The organism is Nocardia sp. JCM 38205, assembly GCF_058222935.1.
Map to the genome: position 1 here is coordinate 65946 of NZ_JBYHFL010000008.1, position 16064 is coordinate 82009.

At 68.8% G+C, this 16064-nt stretch carries 17 protein-coding genes and 1 pseudogene; 9 read left to right on the forward strand and 9 right to left on the reverse strand.

The features are described 5' to 3' along the window. Positions 1 to 15 precede the first annotated feature (15 nt). From AC4HOU_RS25395 to AC4HOU_RS25405, 3 genes are all read right to left on the reverse strand, one after another. Positions 16 to 891, reverse strand: coding sequence for an SDR family NAD(P)-dependent oxidoreductase (locus AC4HOU_RS25395; RefSeq protein ID WP_228805911.1), 876 nt, complete (start codon positions 889 to 891; stop codon positions 16 to 18). A 195-nt stretch (positions 892 to 1086) separates the two neighbouring features. After that, positions 1087 to 1311 carry a hypothetical protein gene (locus tag AC4HOU_RS25400; protein WP_163812683.1) on the reverse strand — a complete coding sequence of 75 codons (225 nt, stop codon included), beginning with the start codon at positions 1309 to 1311 and terminating at the stop codon, positions 1087 to 1089. Beyond that, entirely contained in the window at positions 1308 to 1523 is a 216-nt protein-coding gene (locus tag AC4HOU_RS25405) for a hypothetical protein (protein ID WP_194989370.1), read from the reverse strand. The genes AC4HOU_RS25400 and AC4HOU_RS25405 overlap by 4 nt, the downstream gene beginning before the upstream one ends. Before the next feature lie 310 nt (positions 1524 to 1833). Between AC4HOU_RS25405 and AC4HOU_RS25410 the strand changes: the two are divergent. Further along, positions 1834 to 2160 (forward strand): annotated as a pseudogene (locus AC4HOU_RS25410) (LysR substrate-binding domain-containing protein); the annotation flags it as partial. A 184-nt stretch (positions 2161 to 2344) separates the two neighbouring features. Further along, positions 2345 to 2980, forward strand: a complete 636-nt coding sequence (locus AC4HOU_RS25415; RefSeq protein WP_490725444.1) for a DUF1345 domain-containing protein — start codon at positions 2345 to 2347, stop codon at positions 2978 to 2980. Positions 2981 to 2995: 15 nt separating this feature from the next. Here AC4HOU_RS25415 and AC4HOU_RS25420 read toward each other — a convergent pair whose 3' ends face one another. From AC4HOU_RS25420 to AC4HOU_RS25435, 4 genes are all read right to left on the reverse strand, one after another. Further along, complete coding sequence (locus tag AC4HOU_RS25420) at positions 2996 to 3493, reverse strand: hypothetical protein (protein WP_490725445.1); 498 nt, start codon at positions 3491 to 3493, stop codon at positions 2996 to 2998. Positions 3494 to 3676: 183 nt separating this feature from the next. Then, on the reverse strand, positions 3677 to 4489 hold the full coding sequence (locus AC4HOU_RS25425) for a MerR family transcriptional regulator (protein ID WP_280213398.1): 813 nt from the start codon (positions 4487 to 4489) through the stop codon (positions 3677 to 3679). 29 nt (positions 4490 to 4518) lie between these two features. Further along, positions 4519 to 5019: a VOC family protein gene (locus AC4HOU_RS25430; RefSeq protein ID WP_490725446.1), complete on the reverse strand. Its 501-nt coding sequence runs from the start codon at positions 5017 to 5019 to the stop codon at positions 4519 to 4521. A gap of 45 nt (positions 5020 to 5064) precedes the next feature. Next, the gene (locus AC4HOU_RS25435) at positions 5065 to 8217 is read right to left on the reverse strand and encodes an acetyl-CoA carboxylase family protein (protein ID WP_490725447.1); all 3153 of its coding nucleotides are present in this window, start codon (positions 8215 to 8217) and stop codon (positions 5065 to 5067) included. A gap of 344 nt (positions 8218 to 8561) precedes the next feature. Here AC4HOU_RS25435 and AC4HOU_RS25440 point away from each other — a divergent pair, with 344 nt between their 5' ends. The 4 genes from AC4HOU_RS25440 to AC4HOU_RS25455 all read left to right on the forward strand — a co-directional run bounded on the left by AC4HOU_RS25440 (position 8562) and on the right by AC4HOU_RS25455 (position 11159). After that, complete coding sequence (locus tag AC4HOU_RS25440) at positions 8562 to 8879, forward strand: cyclase family protein (protein ID WP_280498999.1); 318 nt, start codon at positions 8562 to 8564, stop codon at positions 8877 to 8879. A 283-nt stretch (positions 8880 to 9162) separates the two neighbouring features. Further along, positions 9163 to 9309 carry a DUF1059 domain-containing protein gene (locus tag AC4HOU_RS25445; protein WP_104361371.1) on the forward strand — a complete coding sequence of 49 codons (147 nt, stop codon included), beginning with the start codon at positions 9163 to 9165 and terminating at the stop codon, positions 9307 to 9309. 125 nt (positions 9310 to 9434) lie between these two features. Beyond that, positions 9435 to 9857: a YciI family protein gene (locus tag AC4HOU_RS25450; RefSeq protein WP_194989374.1), complete on the forward strand. Its 423-nt coding sequence runs from the start codon at positions 9435 to 9437 to the stop codon at positions 9855 to 9857. A gap of 15 nt (positions 9858 to 9872) precedes the next feature. After that, entirely contained in the window at positions 9873 to 11159 is a 1287-nt protein-coding gene (locus AC4HOU_RS25455) for an RNA polymerase sigma factor (protein ID WP_163812667.1), read from the forward strand. A 105-nt stretch (positions 11160 to 11264) separates the two neighbouring features. Here the strand turns inward: AC4HOU_RS25455 and AC4HOU_RS25460 are convergent, their stop codons facing one another. Beyond that, a complete protein-coding gene (locus AC4HOU_RS25460; RefSeq protein WP_195021609.1) occupies positions 11265 to 12152 on the reverse strand; it encodes a LysR family transcriptional regulator in 888 nt (295 codons plus the stop codon). 70 nt (positions 12153 to 12222) lie between these two features. On the opposite strand from AC4HOU_RS25460, the gene dapA reads away from it, so the two are divergent. The 3 genes from dapA (at position 12223) to AC4HOU_RS25475 (ending at position 15027) form a co-directional block, all read left to right on the forward strand. Next, on the forward strand, positions 12223 to 13119 hold the full coding sequence (dapA, locus tag AC4HOU_RS25465) for a 4-hydroxy-tetrahydrodipicolinate synthase (RefSeq protein WP_195021608.1): 897 nt from the start codon (positions 12223 to 12225) through the stop codon (positions 13117 to 13119). 40 nt (positions 13120 to 13159) lie between these two features. Further along, entirely contained in the window at positions 13160 to 13867 is a 708-nt protein-coding gene (locus tag AC4HOU_RS25470; RefSeq protein ID WP_490725448.1) for a TetR/AcrR family transcriptional regulator, read from the forward strand. A 179-nt stretch (positions 13868 to 14046) separates the two neighbouring features. After that, positions 14047 to 15027 carry an AurF N-oxygenase family protein gene (locus AC4HOU_RS25475; RefSeq protein WP_490725449.1) on the forward strand — a complete coding sequence of 327 codons (981 nt, stop codon included), beginning with the start codon at positions 14047 to 14049 and terminating at the stop codon, positions 15025 to 15027. A 13-nt stretch (positions 15028 to 15040) separates the two neighbouring features. Here AC4HOU_RS25475 and AC4HOU_RS25480 read toward each other — a convergent pair whose 3' ends face one another. Continuing rightward, entirely contained in the window at positions 15041 to 16012 is a 972-nt protein-coding gene (locus AC4HOU_RS25480; protein ID WP_163812656.1) for a pirin family protein, read from the reverse strand. Positions 16013 to 16064: the final 52 nt, after the last annotated feature.

The window sequence follows — 16064 nt, forward strand, 5'->3', positions numbered from 1 at the left end:
CGGGTTGATCGTGGCTCAGTCGATGACCGCGTCGGAGAACACCGGCGGATCGCCGAGGAACGGGCGGTGCGACGGTGGCCGTTGCCCTTCGGTGTCGGTGACGCCGAGATCCTGCGCGATCTCGGCGCCGATGAGCACCTGGCCGCTGCGCTTCATCAATTCCGGGTCGCGAGCCAGCGCGTCGATGACGCGGCCGGTGAACTCCGGCGATTCGGCGGTGGCGGCCAGACCCTCGTAGGCCCCCGGGTCGGCGGCGAAACCGGCAAGCGTACGTTCGGTCTTCAGCAAGCCCATCCAGATGGAGACCACCGCGACATTCCACGGCCGGAAATCGACAGCCATATCGTGGGCCATCTTGTCCACCGCCGCCTTGCCCGCGCCGTACGCCGGGCCGTGCATGTAGCAGGTGCCACCGAACGACGAGGTGTTCACCACCAGTCCCGCGCCGTTGGCGACCAGCAGCGGCGCCGCGTAATAGCTGGTGACGTAGCTCGAGCGCATACCGACGTCGAGCAGGTCGAGCAGGGTCAGCGGTTTCTCCCAGAACGGGCCCTTGTCGGTCAGGCCGTCGGGCACCGTGAGGGCATTGTTGACCAGGATGTCCAGCCGCCCGTGCTGATCGCGCAGGTCGGCGAAGAATGCCTCGACCTGCGCGTCGTCACCGTGGTCGAGCACCACGGGCACGCCACGGCCGCCGCGCCGGGTGATCTCCTCGGCGGTCGCGAACACGGTGCCGGGCAGCGGTGCCTCGCCCTCGGTGCGGGTGCGACCGGTGACGTACACCGTGGCCCCGGTCTCGCCCAGTGCCAACGCGATTCCTTTACCCGCTCCGCGACTGGCACCGGTCACCACCACGATCCGATCCGAATTCAGGCCCACCATCGACTCCATCCGCCGCCGGAGAAACCACATCCGAGTATGTGGTCCACGTCTCATGCACTGAACCGTGCCTGCCCGGCATGGCGGGTACCGCGTCCCGCTGGGCGGGAGGTGGAACGTCTCCTCGGCGCCTGCGCAGCTGCTATCACTGTGCGGCGACGGACCTTCGGCCCGGTCGGTTTCCGGTCGGCCCGCGGCGGTTCACCCCTACCCTGTACCTCCGGCCTCCGATTCGGTCGATTCGGTATCGGTGACCGAGAGTGGATCGACGTCGATGTACGGGCCGACGAGCTCCCCCGACGACGGTGCGGCACCGAGCATTTCGGTCAACCTGACCGGCTCGCCGGTCCAGCCGTCGGCATACACCGGCGCCCAGGATCCGTCCGACCATTGCACCCAGCTCTGCGGCTCGGGTTCGTCAGGAGCCGTCATGAGAGCGTCGCCAGATACAGACGGGCAGCGCGCAACCGCGGACAGGTGTCGAAGCCGCATCCGAGACGTTCATGGATACCGACGATTCCGCGCGCGTGCCGCTCGGTGAGCAGAATGGGCACCTCATGGCAGTGTTCGTATGCGGGGTCGTCGGCTGAGCGGTGCGTGGCGGTGCTCTCGGAATTGTTCTCCGGTGGTTCTACCCCCTGCACTGATCACCACCCGGCAGGTCGGCCGTGTGATCGGAATCAGCTGTAGCCGAGGTCGGCATGTTCGTAACGGCCTCTCCCGCACGGACATCGAGCGCACGTCCGAGCGTTGTCGTCGAGAAACTCACGAGCGGATCGGCCGCTGTCGGCGATGGCATACTGGAGCCCATCGCCTCCGCCGACCGGGCGCGTCCCCCTCAGGGGCCGCAAGAGGACAACATCGACTAGCGTTCGCTCAAGAGTAACTGAGTACGCCGCGATTCGGGAGAGTTCCTGCAAATAGTGGCTAATCATGGATTGCCAGAAGATTGCCATGGCTAGCGCGGTCACCGCACTGCGCACCGGCCTGACCGGGGACCTGGGGATCGGCGCGATACCGGCGGCGTCGAGCACCGTCGCGCCGCTCACCGACCCGTTCTGCACCGGACATCCGCTGGCCCGGGTGCGCTCGGAGACCGGTCTCCGGTCCTCGGACATCGTCGACCGAATTCGCCGCTTCGAACTCGACGCCGGGATCGCCTATCCGCACGGCATCGACATCGGTGATCTCACCGTCACCCCGCTCTACCAGGAGCGGCATGTTCTGGTGGCGGGCGCTGAGCTGCTCGCCGGGCGCACCGACGCGATCACCTGGGCCGAAGCACTGGAGATGCCGATGTACCTGCTGTATCGCACTGGTCACCCACGCCGACGAACCGAGTTCGGTGCTGACCCGGGCGCTGACCGAGACCGTGGGTTCGGCGGGAATCGAGGACGCGCTGCGGCGGATTCCCTGGCCCGGTTCCGACTGAACCGACCGGACCTCATCAGTACAGTGATCGAGCATGAGGGCTCGGCTTCTGCGCTCGGCTGTCGGTCGGCTCATCGCCTCGGCGCTGGTCGGCGTCGTGATCGGCGCGCTCGTCGGAGTGCTGACCGAATGGCCGCTCGGGGTCCTCGCCGGTATCGCCACGGCGGATACGCTTTTCGTCATCGGCGGATGGTTCGCGCTGTGGCCGATGACGGCCGAGCAGACGCGGGCGAACGCGCGCCGCGAAGACTTCCAGCCCGCCATCGAGGAACTGGCGGTGGTCGGCGCGGCCTCGAGCGGGCTGATCGGGATCGTGGTGATTTTGGCGCTCGGCAGTTCCGGAGCGGGTGAAGCGGCAGCCGCCCTCGCCTTGGGCGGGGTGTTCATGGCGTGGGCGGCGCTGCACCTGATGTATGCGGCCCGCTACGCCTACCTGTTCTACGAATCACCCACCGGCGGTATCGATTTCAACTCCGATGAGGCACCGGCCTACCGCGATTTCTTCTACTTCAGCTACAACCTCGGCATGACCTACCAGGTCTCCGACACCGACGTCGCCAGCTCGCGGATCCGCGCCATCACCCTGCGCCACAATCTGCTGTCCTACGCCTTCGGCACCGTCATCCTCGCGACGACGATCAACCTCGTCATGGATATCGCCGCCGGATGATCGCCCGGCGGCGGCTCAGGCAACGGTACCGGCGCGCAGCAAGGCCAGGGCCGCGTCGGGTACGAGCTCGCGCGGCAGGATTTCGCGACGCTGATCGGTGTAGCCGAGCACGACGAGTTGTTCCGTGCGAACGTCGACGGACTCGACCTCGTCGTATCGGTGGCTGTCGGCGTCGCCGTCGACGCCGGTGGTGAAGAAGTCCTCGAAGTATCGGGCGCGGATCACGGCGCCGGATCGGGCGTGCAGGGTCGTGGTGCGCAGGGCCGGGCCCAGCGGGAGGGCCAGCGCCATGAACGTCATGAGCACCGAGAGGAACACCGGCAGGTACAGACCGCCGACCGGCGCGACGACCACCCAGATCCCGAGCCAGATGATGACGAGCGCGACCAGGACGGGCCGGCCGATCGCCGACCGGAGAAAGGTCAGCACCATCCGCCGCGACATCGCACCGTCCACGACCTGCTCCAGGTCGAGCCACGGCGTGCGGGTCGGCACCGGCTGCTGCGCGTCCATGTCATCCTCCGTATCAATGCACCCAGGACCCTACCGACACCAGGAACCGGGACAAAACGGGCATCACTCCCCACCCCGCCGCCGCCGAGCGCAGGCCGTCGCGCCATGACGCGACCGTCCGGATCGTCCGCGATCCCGCAGACACCCACGGCCCGTCCAGCTGGACGACCGGACCGGCCCCGCTCATTCCCAGGTCGCCGTCGCGGGATCGACACCGTGGTGGCGCGCATTCGCATCAATGATCTCTCGCAACCACACCGTCAAGCCGGGCGCCAACCCGTCGTAGAACTCGGTATATCCCGTCTCGGCGACATACCTGCGTCCCAGGCAGACCTGCATCGCATGGGTGCAATCGAAATAGGCCCCGATCGAGGCCCGATGACGTTCGGCCAGCGCATCGGCTTCCGCGCTGCCGGGCCGTACGCCCCGGCGGCAGGCCGCGGCCAGGTCCGCGTTGAGCGCGTGGACGGAGTCGGCGATCTGCTGCCAGTGCTCGGGCCCGCGATCGGCGGCCCGCTCGGCGTACTGCGCCCACTGCTCGGTGTCACCCCACCGTTCGCGGGCCCGGCCGACCCACTCGGGCCGCCAGTGCCTGCCGAACATCGCGACCTGCTCCTGGGCCGACAGCAGGATGCCGGAGTCCCTGGCCTCGATCATGCGGTCGAGCGCCGCGCCCATCCGTTCCAGCTCAGCGATGCGTTCGCGCAGGTCGTCGCGTTGGCGGCGCAGCGCGTCCAGCGCGTCGGCCGACGGCGCGTCGAGCAGTCCGGCGATCTCGGCGAGCGGCACGCCGAGCTCCCGGTAGACCAGCACGCGGTGCAGCCGGGTGAGATCCGCACCGGTATAGAGCCGGTAACCGCCGTCGGTGCGGGCGGAGGGGCTGACCAAGCCGATCGCATCCCAGTGGTGCAGGGCGCGGACGGTGACGCCCGCCCGCGCCGCGACCGCACCGACGGTGAGTCCTGCCTCGACGTCGTGAGCTCCCGGATCGGCCACACCGCCCAGTGTCCCAGCGCCGCCGCGCCTCACTCGCGGGTGATGCCGATCTCGCGCAGGTGCTCGGCCTCGGCGCTGTCCGGGTCCCAGGGCCGCGCCGCCGTCATGATGACGCGGGTGTTCTCCGGCGTGCGGACTTCCACCTCCACCGAGTTCCACGGCATCTGCCTGGGCCCGGTGGTCGAACCGGGGGCGAGCTGTTCGCAGGCCGCGGCGATCTCGTCGAGCTGGCCGAGCACGCAGGAGAAGCTGACGGTCGGTCCTGTCGCGTCGCCTGCCCGCTCGCCTGGCACGAGCAGCACATCCTGGAAGGCCCATCGGCGCAAGTGGGTGACGCGCCCTGGCGCGGTGAAGAAGTCCATGAAGCCGAGGCCGCGGACCCAGAAGTCCACCGATGCCGCCATATCGGGCGTCGGCGCGGTGACGAACATGGGCATCCCGTAGATGCCGCGGTACAACTCGGGTGGTTCGGCGTCGGGTCCGGGGACGGGAACGGGGCTGATCTCGAAGGCGTCGTAGCGGTCGGTCATGACGTCATCGTCGAGCCTGACGCTACGTGAGGGTCAAGTCGCGGTTCAGAGCGTGCCGATCCAGCGGCGGGTGTCGGCGGGATCGATGACGTCGTCGAGCTCGAGCAGGGTGGCGGCATTGAGCGCCTTGCCGTTGGCGTAGGCGAGTTCGACGAGGTTGTCGAAGGTTTCCCGGCGCTGCTCGGGATCCTCGATCGCGGCCAGTTCCTTGGCGAAGCCGAGCCGCACCGCCCCTTCCAGGCCCATGCCGCCGATCTCGCCGGTGGGCCAGGCGACCACGAATCGCGGCGCCCGGAACGATCCGGCGGCCATCGCCTGTGCACCGAGCCCGTATCCCTTGCGCAGGATGACGGTGCCGAAGGGGACGGTGAGGGCGGCGGCATCGATGAACAGGCGCGCGAACCGCGTCACCACTCCCTCCTTCTCGATATCCGGCCCGACCATGAAACCCGGTGTGTCGCAGAGGGACACGATCGGCAGGCGGTGGGTGCCGCAGAGCCGCAGGAATGCGCTGAGCTTGTCGGCCGCGGCGGCGTCGATGGCACCGCCGAGGTGGTGGCAGTCGTTGGCGATGACGCCGAACGGCTTGCCCTCCACGCGCATGAGGGCGGTGACCATGCCGACTCCCCAGTCGCGGCGCAGTTCCAGGACCGAGCCGAGGTCGGCGATCGCCTCGATCGCCGCGCGAATGTCGAAGGCACGCAACCTGTTCTCGGGCACGATGTGCCGGGCCAGACGCGGGTCCGGCGCTTCCCACTCCTCGATCGCGCCTTGGAAGTACGCCAGGTACTGCCGCGCCACCGCGACTGCCTCGGCGTCGTTCGCCGCGACGATGTGCACGACGCCGTTGCGGCGCTGCACCTCGATGGGTCCGATGTCCTCTGGCTTGTAGACGCCGAGCCCGCCGCCTTCGATCATGGCCGGACCACCCATGCCGATATTCGCGTCCGGGGTGGCGATGACGACATCGCACATCCCCAGCAGCGCGGCGTTTCCGGCGAAGCAACGTCCGGACACGATGCCGATCAAGGGAACTCGTCCCGAGAGCGCGCCCATGGCGCGGAAGGTGGTGACGTCCAGGCCCGACACACCCACGTAGTCGGTGTCGCCGGGACGTCCGCCACCGCCCTCGGTGAAGAACACCACGGGCAGTTCGCGTTCCCGCGCGAGTTCGAGCATGCGATCGGTCTTGGCGTGATTGCGCATGCCCTGGGTGCCCGCGAGCACCGTGTAGTCGTAGGACATCACGACCGCGCGGGACCGCTCATGCCCGAATCGATCGGCGTTGATGGTGGCGATGCCGGCGACGAGCCCATCGGCGGGAGTGTTCGCGATGAGGTCTTCGGTGCTGCGCCTGCGGCTCTGGGCGGCGACGGCCAAGCCGCCGTATTCGACGAAGCTGTCGGCGTCGACCAGGTCCGCGATGTTCTCGCGAGCGGTGCGGCGGCCGAGGCGATGACGTTTCGCGACGGCGTCGGGACGGGCCTCATCGCTGAGAGCGTCGTGGCGCCTGCGGACCTCGGCGAGGTCGTCGCGCACCCGATCGAGGTCGGTGACGGTCGCCTGCTCGCCGGTGCCGTCGTGGTCGGCGTCGGTGACGATCAGCAGCACGGCGTGCGGGTCGACCACGTCGCCGGGGGCCACGGCAGGCCGCAACACGCGCAGCGGCTGCGGCGCGCGCACCACATGCTGCATCTTCATCGCTTCCAGCACCGCCACCTCGGCACCGGCGGGCAGCACGGTACCGGGCGCCGACACCGACACCACGGTCGCGCCCATCGGGGAACGAACCGTCCACTCATCCGCAGCGAGTTCGAGGACCTCCGACTGCTGGGCGGGCACGGCCGGTGCCGCGTACTCGGCTGCCCGAGTGAGTAGTTCGGCGGTGGTGTGGTCGAACCAGCCGGTCGAAACCGGCCCGTCGAGGGTGTCGAGTATCGCGCGCAGCAACGCGATATTGGTGTCGAGGCCGGCGATGGTCGTCTCGGCGAGCGCGTCGCGACAGCGGCGCGTGGCGCTGTCCAGCGACGGTCCGCGGGCGATCACCTTTGCCAGCAGCGAATCGAATCGGGTGCCGTGCCGCATGCCGGTATGGACCGCGGTGTCGACGCGGACACCGGCGCCGGTAGGCGGACCGAACCCGGTGATGGCCCCGCTGGTCGGCAGTAGATCGCCGTCCGCGGTGACGAGTTCGGCGTTCACGCGCGCCTGCACGGCGTAGCCGCGCTCCGAATGGCCGGGGTCGAGTTCGGTCAGCGCACGGCCGAGCGCCAGGTCGAACTGGATGCCGACGAGATCGGTGCCGGTGATCTCCTCGGTGATGGTGTGCTCGACCTGGAGCCGCGGATTGACCTCGAGAAACCATGCGTCCTCGCCCGCGACGAGGAACTCGACCGTGATCACACCCCGGCATCCCACCGATTCCGCGATTCGCACCGCATCGCGATGCAACCGTTCCCGCAGGGCGGGCGCGAGCGCCGGTGCGGGCGCGATCTCGATGAGCTTCTGATGACGGCGCTGCACACTGCAATCCCGGTCACCCAGCGCCACCGCGTGGGTGCCGTCGGCGACGATCTGCACCTCCACATGCCTGGCGTCGGCGATGAGGGCTTCGGCGTAGACGGTGGCGTCGCCGAAGGCATTGCGCGCCTCGGCCCGGCAGCGTTCATACGCCGCCGCGATCTGGCCGGACGCGAACACCATCCGCATGCCGCGCCCGCCACCGCCGGCGGCCGCCTTCACCATCACCCCGGCCGGATTGCTCGCCAGCAGGGCCGCGATGTCGTCGGGCCCGGCCGCACGAGTCGCCGGCAGCACCGGAACCCCGGCCTTCTCCGCCGCCGCGCGCGCCGCCACCTTGTCGCCGAAGGTGCGCAGCACCGCGGGTTCCGGGCCGGCGAAGATCAGCCCGGCCTCGGCGCAGGATTGCGCCAATTCCGCGCTTTCACTGAGGAACCCGTATCCCGGATGCACCAGCGCACCCGGCCCGGCGCCGCGAGCCGCCGCGACGATGGCGTCGACATCGAGATAAGCCGGCGCACCCTCTCCGGGCAACCGCACCGCCTCATCGGCCAACCGCACCGCCGTTGATTCCGATTCCTCGCCGGTGTGCAGCACCTGCGTCCGATATCCGCGCTCCCGGGCGGTTCGCACGATACGAACGGCGATCTCGCCCCGGTTCGCCACGACGATATCCATGACACCGCATCGTCGTTAATCTTGACGTCAATGTCAATTATTCGCCTGAGCCGCCCGAACGAGTAGTCCACTACGCGTGATTCGCGCCGACGGTGGATGGATCGTGGTTTTTGCCCCACTCGACGGTGCCCGGACGGCCGGCGGAACCGTCCCGGCACCGGCCCCTCGGTGTTACCGGCTCGAGCGGCAACGTCCGCGCACCAGCGGCCGGGCCATGGAGCACCGAGGCCTTGGCCCTCGACGCCGACCACGGCTTCGGCGATCGTCACCGGCGACCGGCGACGCAATCGACGATGACCGGGTCTACGTCGAGGGCCGGGCGAGTGGCGCTATACCGTGACGCGGTGAACCCGTTCGGACGGCTGGTGAGCCTGTCACACGTACACGATCCGGCGACCACATCGGTGTATCCCGGCGATCCGGCATTCGAGATCGATACCGTCGCGACCATTGCCGAGGACGGCTATTACCTGCGGTTCGTGCGGCAGGGCGAGCATACGGGGACGCATTGGGGCGCGTCGGTGCATTTCGATCCGGCGGGTGCGGCCGCCGACGAACTGGAGCTCGACGATCTGCTGCTGCCCGCGGTCCGGATCGATGTGCGCGCCGAGTGCGCGTGCAACCGGGACCATGCGATCACGGCCGGGGATCTGCGGGACTGAGCGGCGGCACGGGCGGATACCCGACGGCGCGGCGGTGATCGCCTGGACCGGCTGGGCGCGAAATGGGGCAGCCAGGACTTCCTCGGCACCGGCGCCGACCCCGGCCATATGCCGGGTTTCGCGGTCGACGCCGTCGAATGGCTGCTCGCGACCGGGCGGCTGGGGCGGCGCGGCGCCCTCGGCACCGCCGAGGTGAAACCGAATTACTAAAACGCGTTCACAAATGGCTGTCGCCGTGGTTCACTCGACACAACCGTGTTCCATGAGGACGAAGGGCACTCGCGTGAAGACCAGACTGAACTGCCCCTGCGGCGAACACATCACCGGCACCGACGAGGACGACCTCGTCGCCAAGACCCAGGCCCACCTCGCCGCCGAGCACCCCGGCCACGACTACACGCGCGACGAGATCCTCTTCATCGCGTACTGACCTGCGCGAACAGCGCCGGAAAAATTCTCGGAAAAATTTCACGGTCGTGTCGATCGGTTGCACCTCCCGTTCGACCTACGAATGAGAGGGTCACAACGACCCGGACCACACCGAGGAGACAGACCATGAAATACATGCTGATCATGCGGGCCACCGACGAGACCTTCGAGGCCTTCCAGAACGCCGACTTCACCGAAATCATGGAGTCGATGGGCAAGTTCAACGACGAGATGATCCGGGCCGGCGTGCTGGTCGCCGCCGAGGGTCTCGATCCCGACCCGGAATCGGGCGTCGTGGTGGATTATTCGTCGGAGACCCCGGTGGTCACCGACGGTCCGTACGGTGAGACCAAGGAGTTGTTCGGCGGCTTCTGGATTCTCAATGTGGCCTCGCGGGAAGAGGCGATCGAGTGGGCCAAGCGGGCGCCGATGGCGGGCCCGGGCTCCAAGTGCGAGATCCGCCGGGTCACCACTATCGACGAATTCCCGGAGGACAACGTGTGGATCGAGAAGGAGCGGGCGTGGCGCGAGGCCACCGGTCAGCTCTGAGCGAGCACGCCGAGGATGGTCGAGCACACCGGCCGTGAGGCCGTCGCCGCCGTCTGGCGGATCGAGTCCGCGCGGATCGTCGGTGCGCTGGCGCGCTACACCGGCGATTTCGCGCTGGCCGAAGATCTCGCCCAGGAGGCGTTCGCCGAGGCGCTGGTGACCTGGCCGCGGGAGGGCGTGCCGCAGCAGCCCGCCGGCTGGTTGCTCACCGTCGGTAAGCGGCGCGCGATCGACGCCTTCCGCCGCCGCGCGCTGCGCGACGACAAATACGCCGTCCTCGCCCATGGTCTGGGCGAGGGCGGCGTCGTCGCGGGCAGCCCGCCCACCGACCCGATGCGTGCGGCCGATGACGTGTTGTGGGACCCGGACCAGATCGACGACGATCTGCTGGCGCTGATGTTCGTCTCCTGCCATCCGGTCTTGTCGCGCGAGGCGCGAATCGCACTCACGTTGCGCGTGGTGGGCGGTCTGACCAGCGACGAGATCGCCCGCGCCTTCCTGGTGCCGACCGCAACCGTGCAGGCGCGCATCACCCGCGCCAAAAAGACACTCGCCGCGGCGCGGGTGCCTTTCGAAGTGCCGGCGTCGGCCGAGCGCGGCGCCCGGCTCGGTTCGGTGCTGAGCGTGATCTATGTGATCTTCACCGAGGGCTCTTCGGCCAGTTCCGGCACCGCGTGGATGCGGCTGGACCTGGCCGGTGAAGCGCTGCGGCTGGCGCGGGTGCTGGCTCGACTCATGCCCGAAGAACCCGAGACGCACAGCCTGCTGGCGCTGCTCGAACTGACCGCGGCGCGCTTTCCCGCCCGCACCGACGCCGACGGCCGGCCGGTGCTGCTGGAGCAGCAAGACCGGCGCCGCTGGGATCGTTCGGCGATCCGGCGGGGACGGGCCGCGCTGGCCCGCACCGAACAACTCGGACGCGGCCTGGGCGCCTACGGTTTACAGGCCGCGATCGCCGAATGTCATGCCGTCGCACCCTCGGTGGAGGAAACGAACTGGGAGCGCATCGTGCTGCTGTACGAAGCGCTCGGCCGGCTGGCACCGTCACCGGTGGTGGAGTTGAACCGGGCGGTGGCGGTGTCGATGGCGGACGGTCCGGCCGCCGCGTTACCGATCGTCGACGAGCTGGCGGCGGGCGGGGCGTTCACGAATTCGCATCTGCTGCCCAGTGTGCGGGGCGAGCTGTTCATCCGCCTCGGCCGCCGCGAGGAAGCCCGCGCCGAACTGGAAACGGCGATGCAGCTGTGTGGCAACGACCAGGAACGGGCGGTCCTGCACCACAAGCTCGCCGATCTCGGCTGATGAGTCCGGGCACGCCAGGCACTGCGCTCACCGGGTGACGCCCGCCGCCGGTGACCCATCGGAGCACGGCCACCGACGAGCATAGGGTCGTCGCAACGCCCCCGGCTAGGGCAGCGCCTGCGGGAATTCCCCTGCCGCACAGTCGTGCAGGGCGGCGCGGGCCGCGCTCACCATGGGATGGGCGCGGGTACCACGACGGTAGGCCAATCGAGTATGGCGCCGAGTCGGCAGCGGAGTCAGTACCACGCCCTCGGGTGGGGTGCTGGCACCGAGTTCGGGGACCAGGCTGACCCCGCGACCGGCGGCCACGAGGGCGAGCACGGCGCTGAAATCGTCGATGTGGTGGCGGATTCGCGGCGTGAAGCCAGCGGCTTCGCACACCCGGATCGTCATCGTGTGGCACAGGGTGCCCGGCGTGCCCGCGATCCAGGCGGAGCCGCGGTGGGCGGCGAGCGGATCGTCGCCGCGCGCGGCCAGGTAGATCGTTTCCGCGAGCAGCGGGTCGGTCTCCAACGCGGCGTCCGGCGCGACGGGCACGTGGTCGTATTCCTGCACCAGGGCGAGGTCCACCGATTCGCTGCGCAGCGCGGCCGGGGCGGTGGCCGGATCGAGCTCTGTGACAATCAGCTCCAGCCCCGGATGTGCGCCGGTGAGGGCGATCAAGGCGGGCGCGAGGATCGTCGGAACAGCGGTGGGGAAGGCGCCGATGCGCAGGGTGCCGGTGAGTTCTGCGCTCGCACTGGTCAGGTCGGCCGCCGCCCGCTCGAGGGTGGCGAGGATGGTTTCGGTGTGGTCGACCAGGGTCAGCGCGGCCGGAGTCAGGGTGACCCGGCGGCCGGTCCGTTCCAGCAGCGGCACGCCCGCCTCGCGCTCGAGGGCGCTCAACTGCTGCGAGACCGCCGAGGGCGTGTAGTTCAGCGCCTCGGCGACGGCGGCGATCGTCTGCCGGTGGGCCAGTTCCCGCAGCAGCCGAAGCTTCCGAACATCGAGCATCAGCTCAGCTTACGCTCGGCAATAGAAATGTGAACTGGACCTGAAGGTAGGACGCGCGCACGCTGGGCCCATGACCCTGACCGGACTGTTCGTCCCGCTCATCACGCCCTTCACCACCGACGGCGAGCTCGCGCTCGACGCCCTCGAGCGGCACGCCCATCGGGTGCTCGACGACGGCGCCACCGGCATCGTCGCACTCGGCACCACCGCCGAACCCGCCACCCTGAGCGCCGAGGAACATCGCCGAGTGCTCGATGTCTGCCTGCGGGTGTGCAGCGAACGCGGCGCGCCGCTGATCGCCGGCGCCGGCACGAACTCGACCACCGGTTCTCTCGCGGCGCTGCATGCCCTGGACGAGCGGATCACCGCCGCGCTGACCGTCGTCCCCTACTACACCCGGCCGTCGGAAGCCGGGGTGCTGGCGCATTTCCGAAGGCTGGCGGCAGGACCGGTGCCACTGATCGTCTACAACATTCCGTATCGCACCAGCCGCACCCTCGGCCTCGACACCGTGCTCGAACTGGCCGATATCCCGGGCATCGCCGGGTTCAAGCACGCCGTCGGCGCGATCGATGACACCACCATCGCGATGATGGGCAGGCTCGCGGCCGAGGTGTCCGTGCTGGCCGGTGACGACCTGTACGCCGCGCCCCTGCTGGCGCTCGGCGCCCACGGCGCGATCCTCGCCTGCGCCAACCTCGCGACGTCGGCCTACGCCGAACTGGTCCGTGGCTGGCGCGACGGCCCGATCGATGCGGCCAGAATACTCGGACATCGGCTGTCCGGAGTGGCCGAAGCTGTTTTCGCGGAACCGAATCCGGTCGTCATCAAATCCGTCCTTGCCGCGCAAGGACACATTCCCAGCTCGACCGTCCGGCTGCCACTGCTGCCCGCTTCCGCGGCGGCGACGGCGGCCGCGCTCCGCGCACTCGACGCGGTCGACATCCGGTGCGGGCTGCGCAGCTGATCCGGCGTATTTCCCGCCGCGCACGCCGAGGTGGGATGCTGTGACCATGGTGTCGCAGCAGACGGACGTCGGTGGTGGACGGTGGGGTGACCACAATTCCGAACGCAGGCGCGCCATCATGGAGGCATTGATCGCCCTGATCGAGGAGTCCGATCCCGGCGCCGATATCCCGTTGCAGCTCATCGCCGAACGCGCCGGAATCCGCCGGTCGGTGATCTATCGGCATTTCACCGATCGCAAGGACCTCGACGCCAAGACCCGTGAATACATCGTCGAGTCCAACATCGACCGGGTCATGCCGACGCTGGACCTGGACGACACCCTGCACGACACCCTCGAGCGGATCATCGGCACCTACGTGCAGCTGGTGTCGGCGCGGCCGCGGCTGCATCTGTGGGTCGAGCACGGGCCGGGCAGCCACGATCCGGCCGGGCTGGCCGTCGTCGGCGGCACCAAACTCGCTGTCTCCCAGCGCATCACCGACCTGTTCCTGATGGCGACGGCCACTTTGGGCATCGAGGAGCCCGGGCTCGATGTGGCCGCCTACTCGGTGGTCTCGATGGTCGACGGCGCGGTGACGCGGTGGCTGCAGACCGACTCGCCCGGCTTGAACGCCGAGGAAATGGCGCGGCTGCTCACGCAATCGCTGTGGTTCCTCATCGACGGGCACGCGCGCCTGCGTGGTGTGGCGGTGGATCCGGATCTGCCGCTGCGCGAGCTGCTGGTGCGGGCCACCGCCGACGCCTGATTCGCACCGCCGCCGCACCCGAGATCGTGGCCGGTCAGCCGGTCCGAGCCGCTGCCGCGCGCCGCGACACTGTGTGTGACACTCCGTCACGCTCACCTCTTGCCCGTCGCCGACAGGCGCTGTACCGTCGACAGTATGAGCGTGACACGCTGTCACAGTCATCCGACGAGGAGTGCAGGATGAAGTCGACGCCCCTTGGCACCGATCCCGATATCGATCAGTACGCCGACGTCCTGGCAACGCTGTCGCACGGCTCGGTGACCCGCCGTTTCGACCCGTATATCGATATCGATTGGGACGACCCCGAATTCACGATCCGCTCCGACGACGATCGGTGGATTCTGCCCGCCTCCGACCCGTTCGGCGCGCATCCCTGGTACCGGGCCCTGCCCCGCCAGCGCCAGATCTCTATCGGCATGTGGCGTCAGGCCAATGTCGCCAAGGTCGGCCTCCAGTTCGAGAACCTACTGATCCGCGGGCTCATGCAACACGTCTTCGCCCTGCCCGACGGCTCCCCCGAATTCCGTTATTGCACCCACGAAGCCATCGAAGAGTGCAACCACACGATGATGTTCCAGGAGTTGGTGAACCGCATCGGCGTGGAAGTCGGCGGGATGCGTGCCTGGGTGCGGATGATCGGTCCGGCGATTCCGCTGGTGGCCTCGATCTTCCCGGAATGGTTCTTCACCATGGTGCTGGCCGGCGAGGAGCCGATCGACCACGCCCAGAAGACCATCCTCCGGGCGAACACGAACCCGCACCCGCTGCTCGAGCGGGTGATGTCGATCCACGTGGCCGAGGAGGCCCGCCACATCAGCTTCGCCCATGAATATCTGCGCCATGCGGTACCGAAGCTCGGCCCGGTGCGCCGGTTCGTGCTTTCGCTGCTGTTCGCGCCGACCATGCGGATCGCCTGCGACCTGATCGCCGTACCGACCCGCGAGTTCCGCAAGGAATGCGGTGTACCGAGACGCGTGGTGCACGAGGTCTTCTGGGGCAGCCCGGAGTCACGCAAGGTGCTGCGCGGCTATTTCGCCGACGTCCGCATGCTCGCCGACGAGCTCGGCCTGATGAATCCGGTGGCCCGGCCGCTGTGGAAGCTGTGCCGGATCGACGGGCCCGCCTCGCGCTATCGCAGCGAGCCCGCCCGCGCCGCGTGAGGCGCGGCCCGCGTCAGTGCGGGCGGTGCGGCATCAGCGCGTTCTCGGGAACCACGCCCAGCTTGCCGGACTGAAAATCCTCGATGGCCTGGATCAGTTCGGCGCGGGTGTTCATCACGAACGGACCGTAGTGCGCGACCGGTTCCCGGATCGGCCTGCCGCCGAGCAGCAGCACCTCGAGTGCGGGACGGTTCGAATCCTGCGCGGTGTCCGCCGCGATGGTGATTCGGTCGCCTGTGCCGAGCACCACCAGCTGGCCCTGCTCGACCGGCCGGCCCTCGGCGCCGACGGTGCCGCGCCCCGACAGCACGTAGACCAGGGCGTTGTAGTCGGGCTGCCAGGGCGTCGACAGCTGGGCGCCGGGAGCGATGGTCGCGTGCGCGAAGGTGATGGGGGTATGGGTCGAGCCGGGCCCGTCATGACCGTCGATGGAACCCGCGATCACCCGGACCAGGGCACCGCCGTCGGCGGAGGACAGCAACCGCACCTGTCCGCCCTCGAGGCTCTGATACTTCGGCGGAAGGAACTTGTCTTTCGCGGGCAGATTCACCCACAGTTGCAGGCCGTGGAACAGGCCACCGGAATCGACCAGTTCCGCGGGCGGGGTCTCGATGTGCAGGACACCCGAGCCGGCCGTCATCCACTGGGTGGCGCCGTCTTCGATCAGCCCGCCGCCACCGTGGGAATCCTGGTGCTGGAAGCGTCCGTCGATCATGTAGGTGACGGTTTCGAATCCGCGATGCGGATGCCAGTCGGTGCCCTTGGGCTCCCCCGGCTCGTATTCGACCTCCCCCATCTGATCCATATGGATGAACGGGTCGAGCTCGGCGGTCGGCACCCCGGCGAAGGCCCGGACCACCGGGAAGCCTTCGCCTTCGTAACCGCGCGGGCCGGTGGTCACCGAGCGCACCGGACGTTCGGTGGCCTCGGGGCCGGCGGACGCGATCCGGGGCAGGGTCAGCGTATCGGCCGTGACAGCAGGCATTGCGTCTCCATTCTCTGCCACAACCCTGGTGTGCACCAGGGCGTGGGCGGCG

Coding starts and splice junctions, on each gene's coding strand:
- dapA (WP_195021608.1), top strand. CDS start 12,223: ATGACCCTGACCGGACTGTTCGTCCCGCTCATCACGCCCTTCACCACC.
- AC4HOU_RS25435 (WP_490725447.1), bottom strand. CDS start 8,217: ATGGATATCGTCGTGGCGAACCGGGGCGAGATCGCCGTTCGTATCGTG.
- AC4HOU_RS25475 (WP_490725449.1), top strand. CDS start 14,047: ATGAAGTCGACGCCCCTTGGCACCGATCCCGATATCGATCAGTACGCC.
- AC4HOU_RS25430 (WP_490725446.1), bottom strand. CDS start 5,019: ATGACCGACCGCTACGACGCCTTCGAGATCAGCCCCGTTCCCGTCCCC.
- AC4HOU_RS25420 (WP_490725445.1), bottom strand. CDS start 3,493: ATGGACGCGCAGCAGCCGGTGCCGACCCGCACGCCGTGGCTCGACCTG.
- AC4HOU_RS25450 (WP_194989374.1), top strand. CDS start 9,435: ATGAAATACATGCTGATCATGCGGGCCACCGACGAGACCTTCGAGGCC.
- AC4HOU_RS25455 (WP_163812667.1), top strand. CDS start 9,873: ATGGTCGAGCACACCGGCCGTGAGGCCGTCGCCGCCGTCTGGCGGATC.
- AC4HOU_RS25400 (WP_163812683.1), bottom strand. CDS start 1,311: ATGACGGCTCCTGACGAACCCGAGCCGCAGAGCTGGGTGCAATGGTCG.
- AC4HOU_RS25395 (WP_228805911.1), bottom strand. CDS start 891: ATGGAGTCGATGGTGGGCCTGAATTCGGATCGGATCGTGGTGGTGACC.
- AC4HOU_RS25415 (WP_490725444.1), top strand. CDS start 2,345: ATGAGGGCTCGGCTTCTGCGCTCGGCTGTCGGTCGGCTCATCGCCTCG.
- AC4HOU_RS25480 (WP_163812656.1), bottom strand. CDS start 16,012: ATGCCTGCTGTCACGGCCGATACGCTGACCCTGCCCCGGATCGCGTCC.
- AC4HOU_RS25460 (WP_195021609.1), bottom strand. CDS start 12,152: ATGCTCGATGTTCGGAAGCTTCGGCTGCTGCGGGAACTGGCCCACCGG.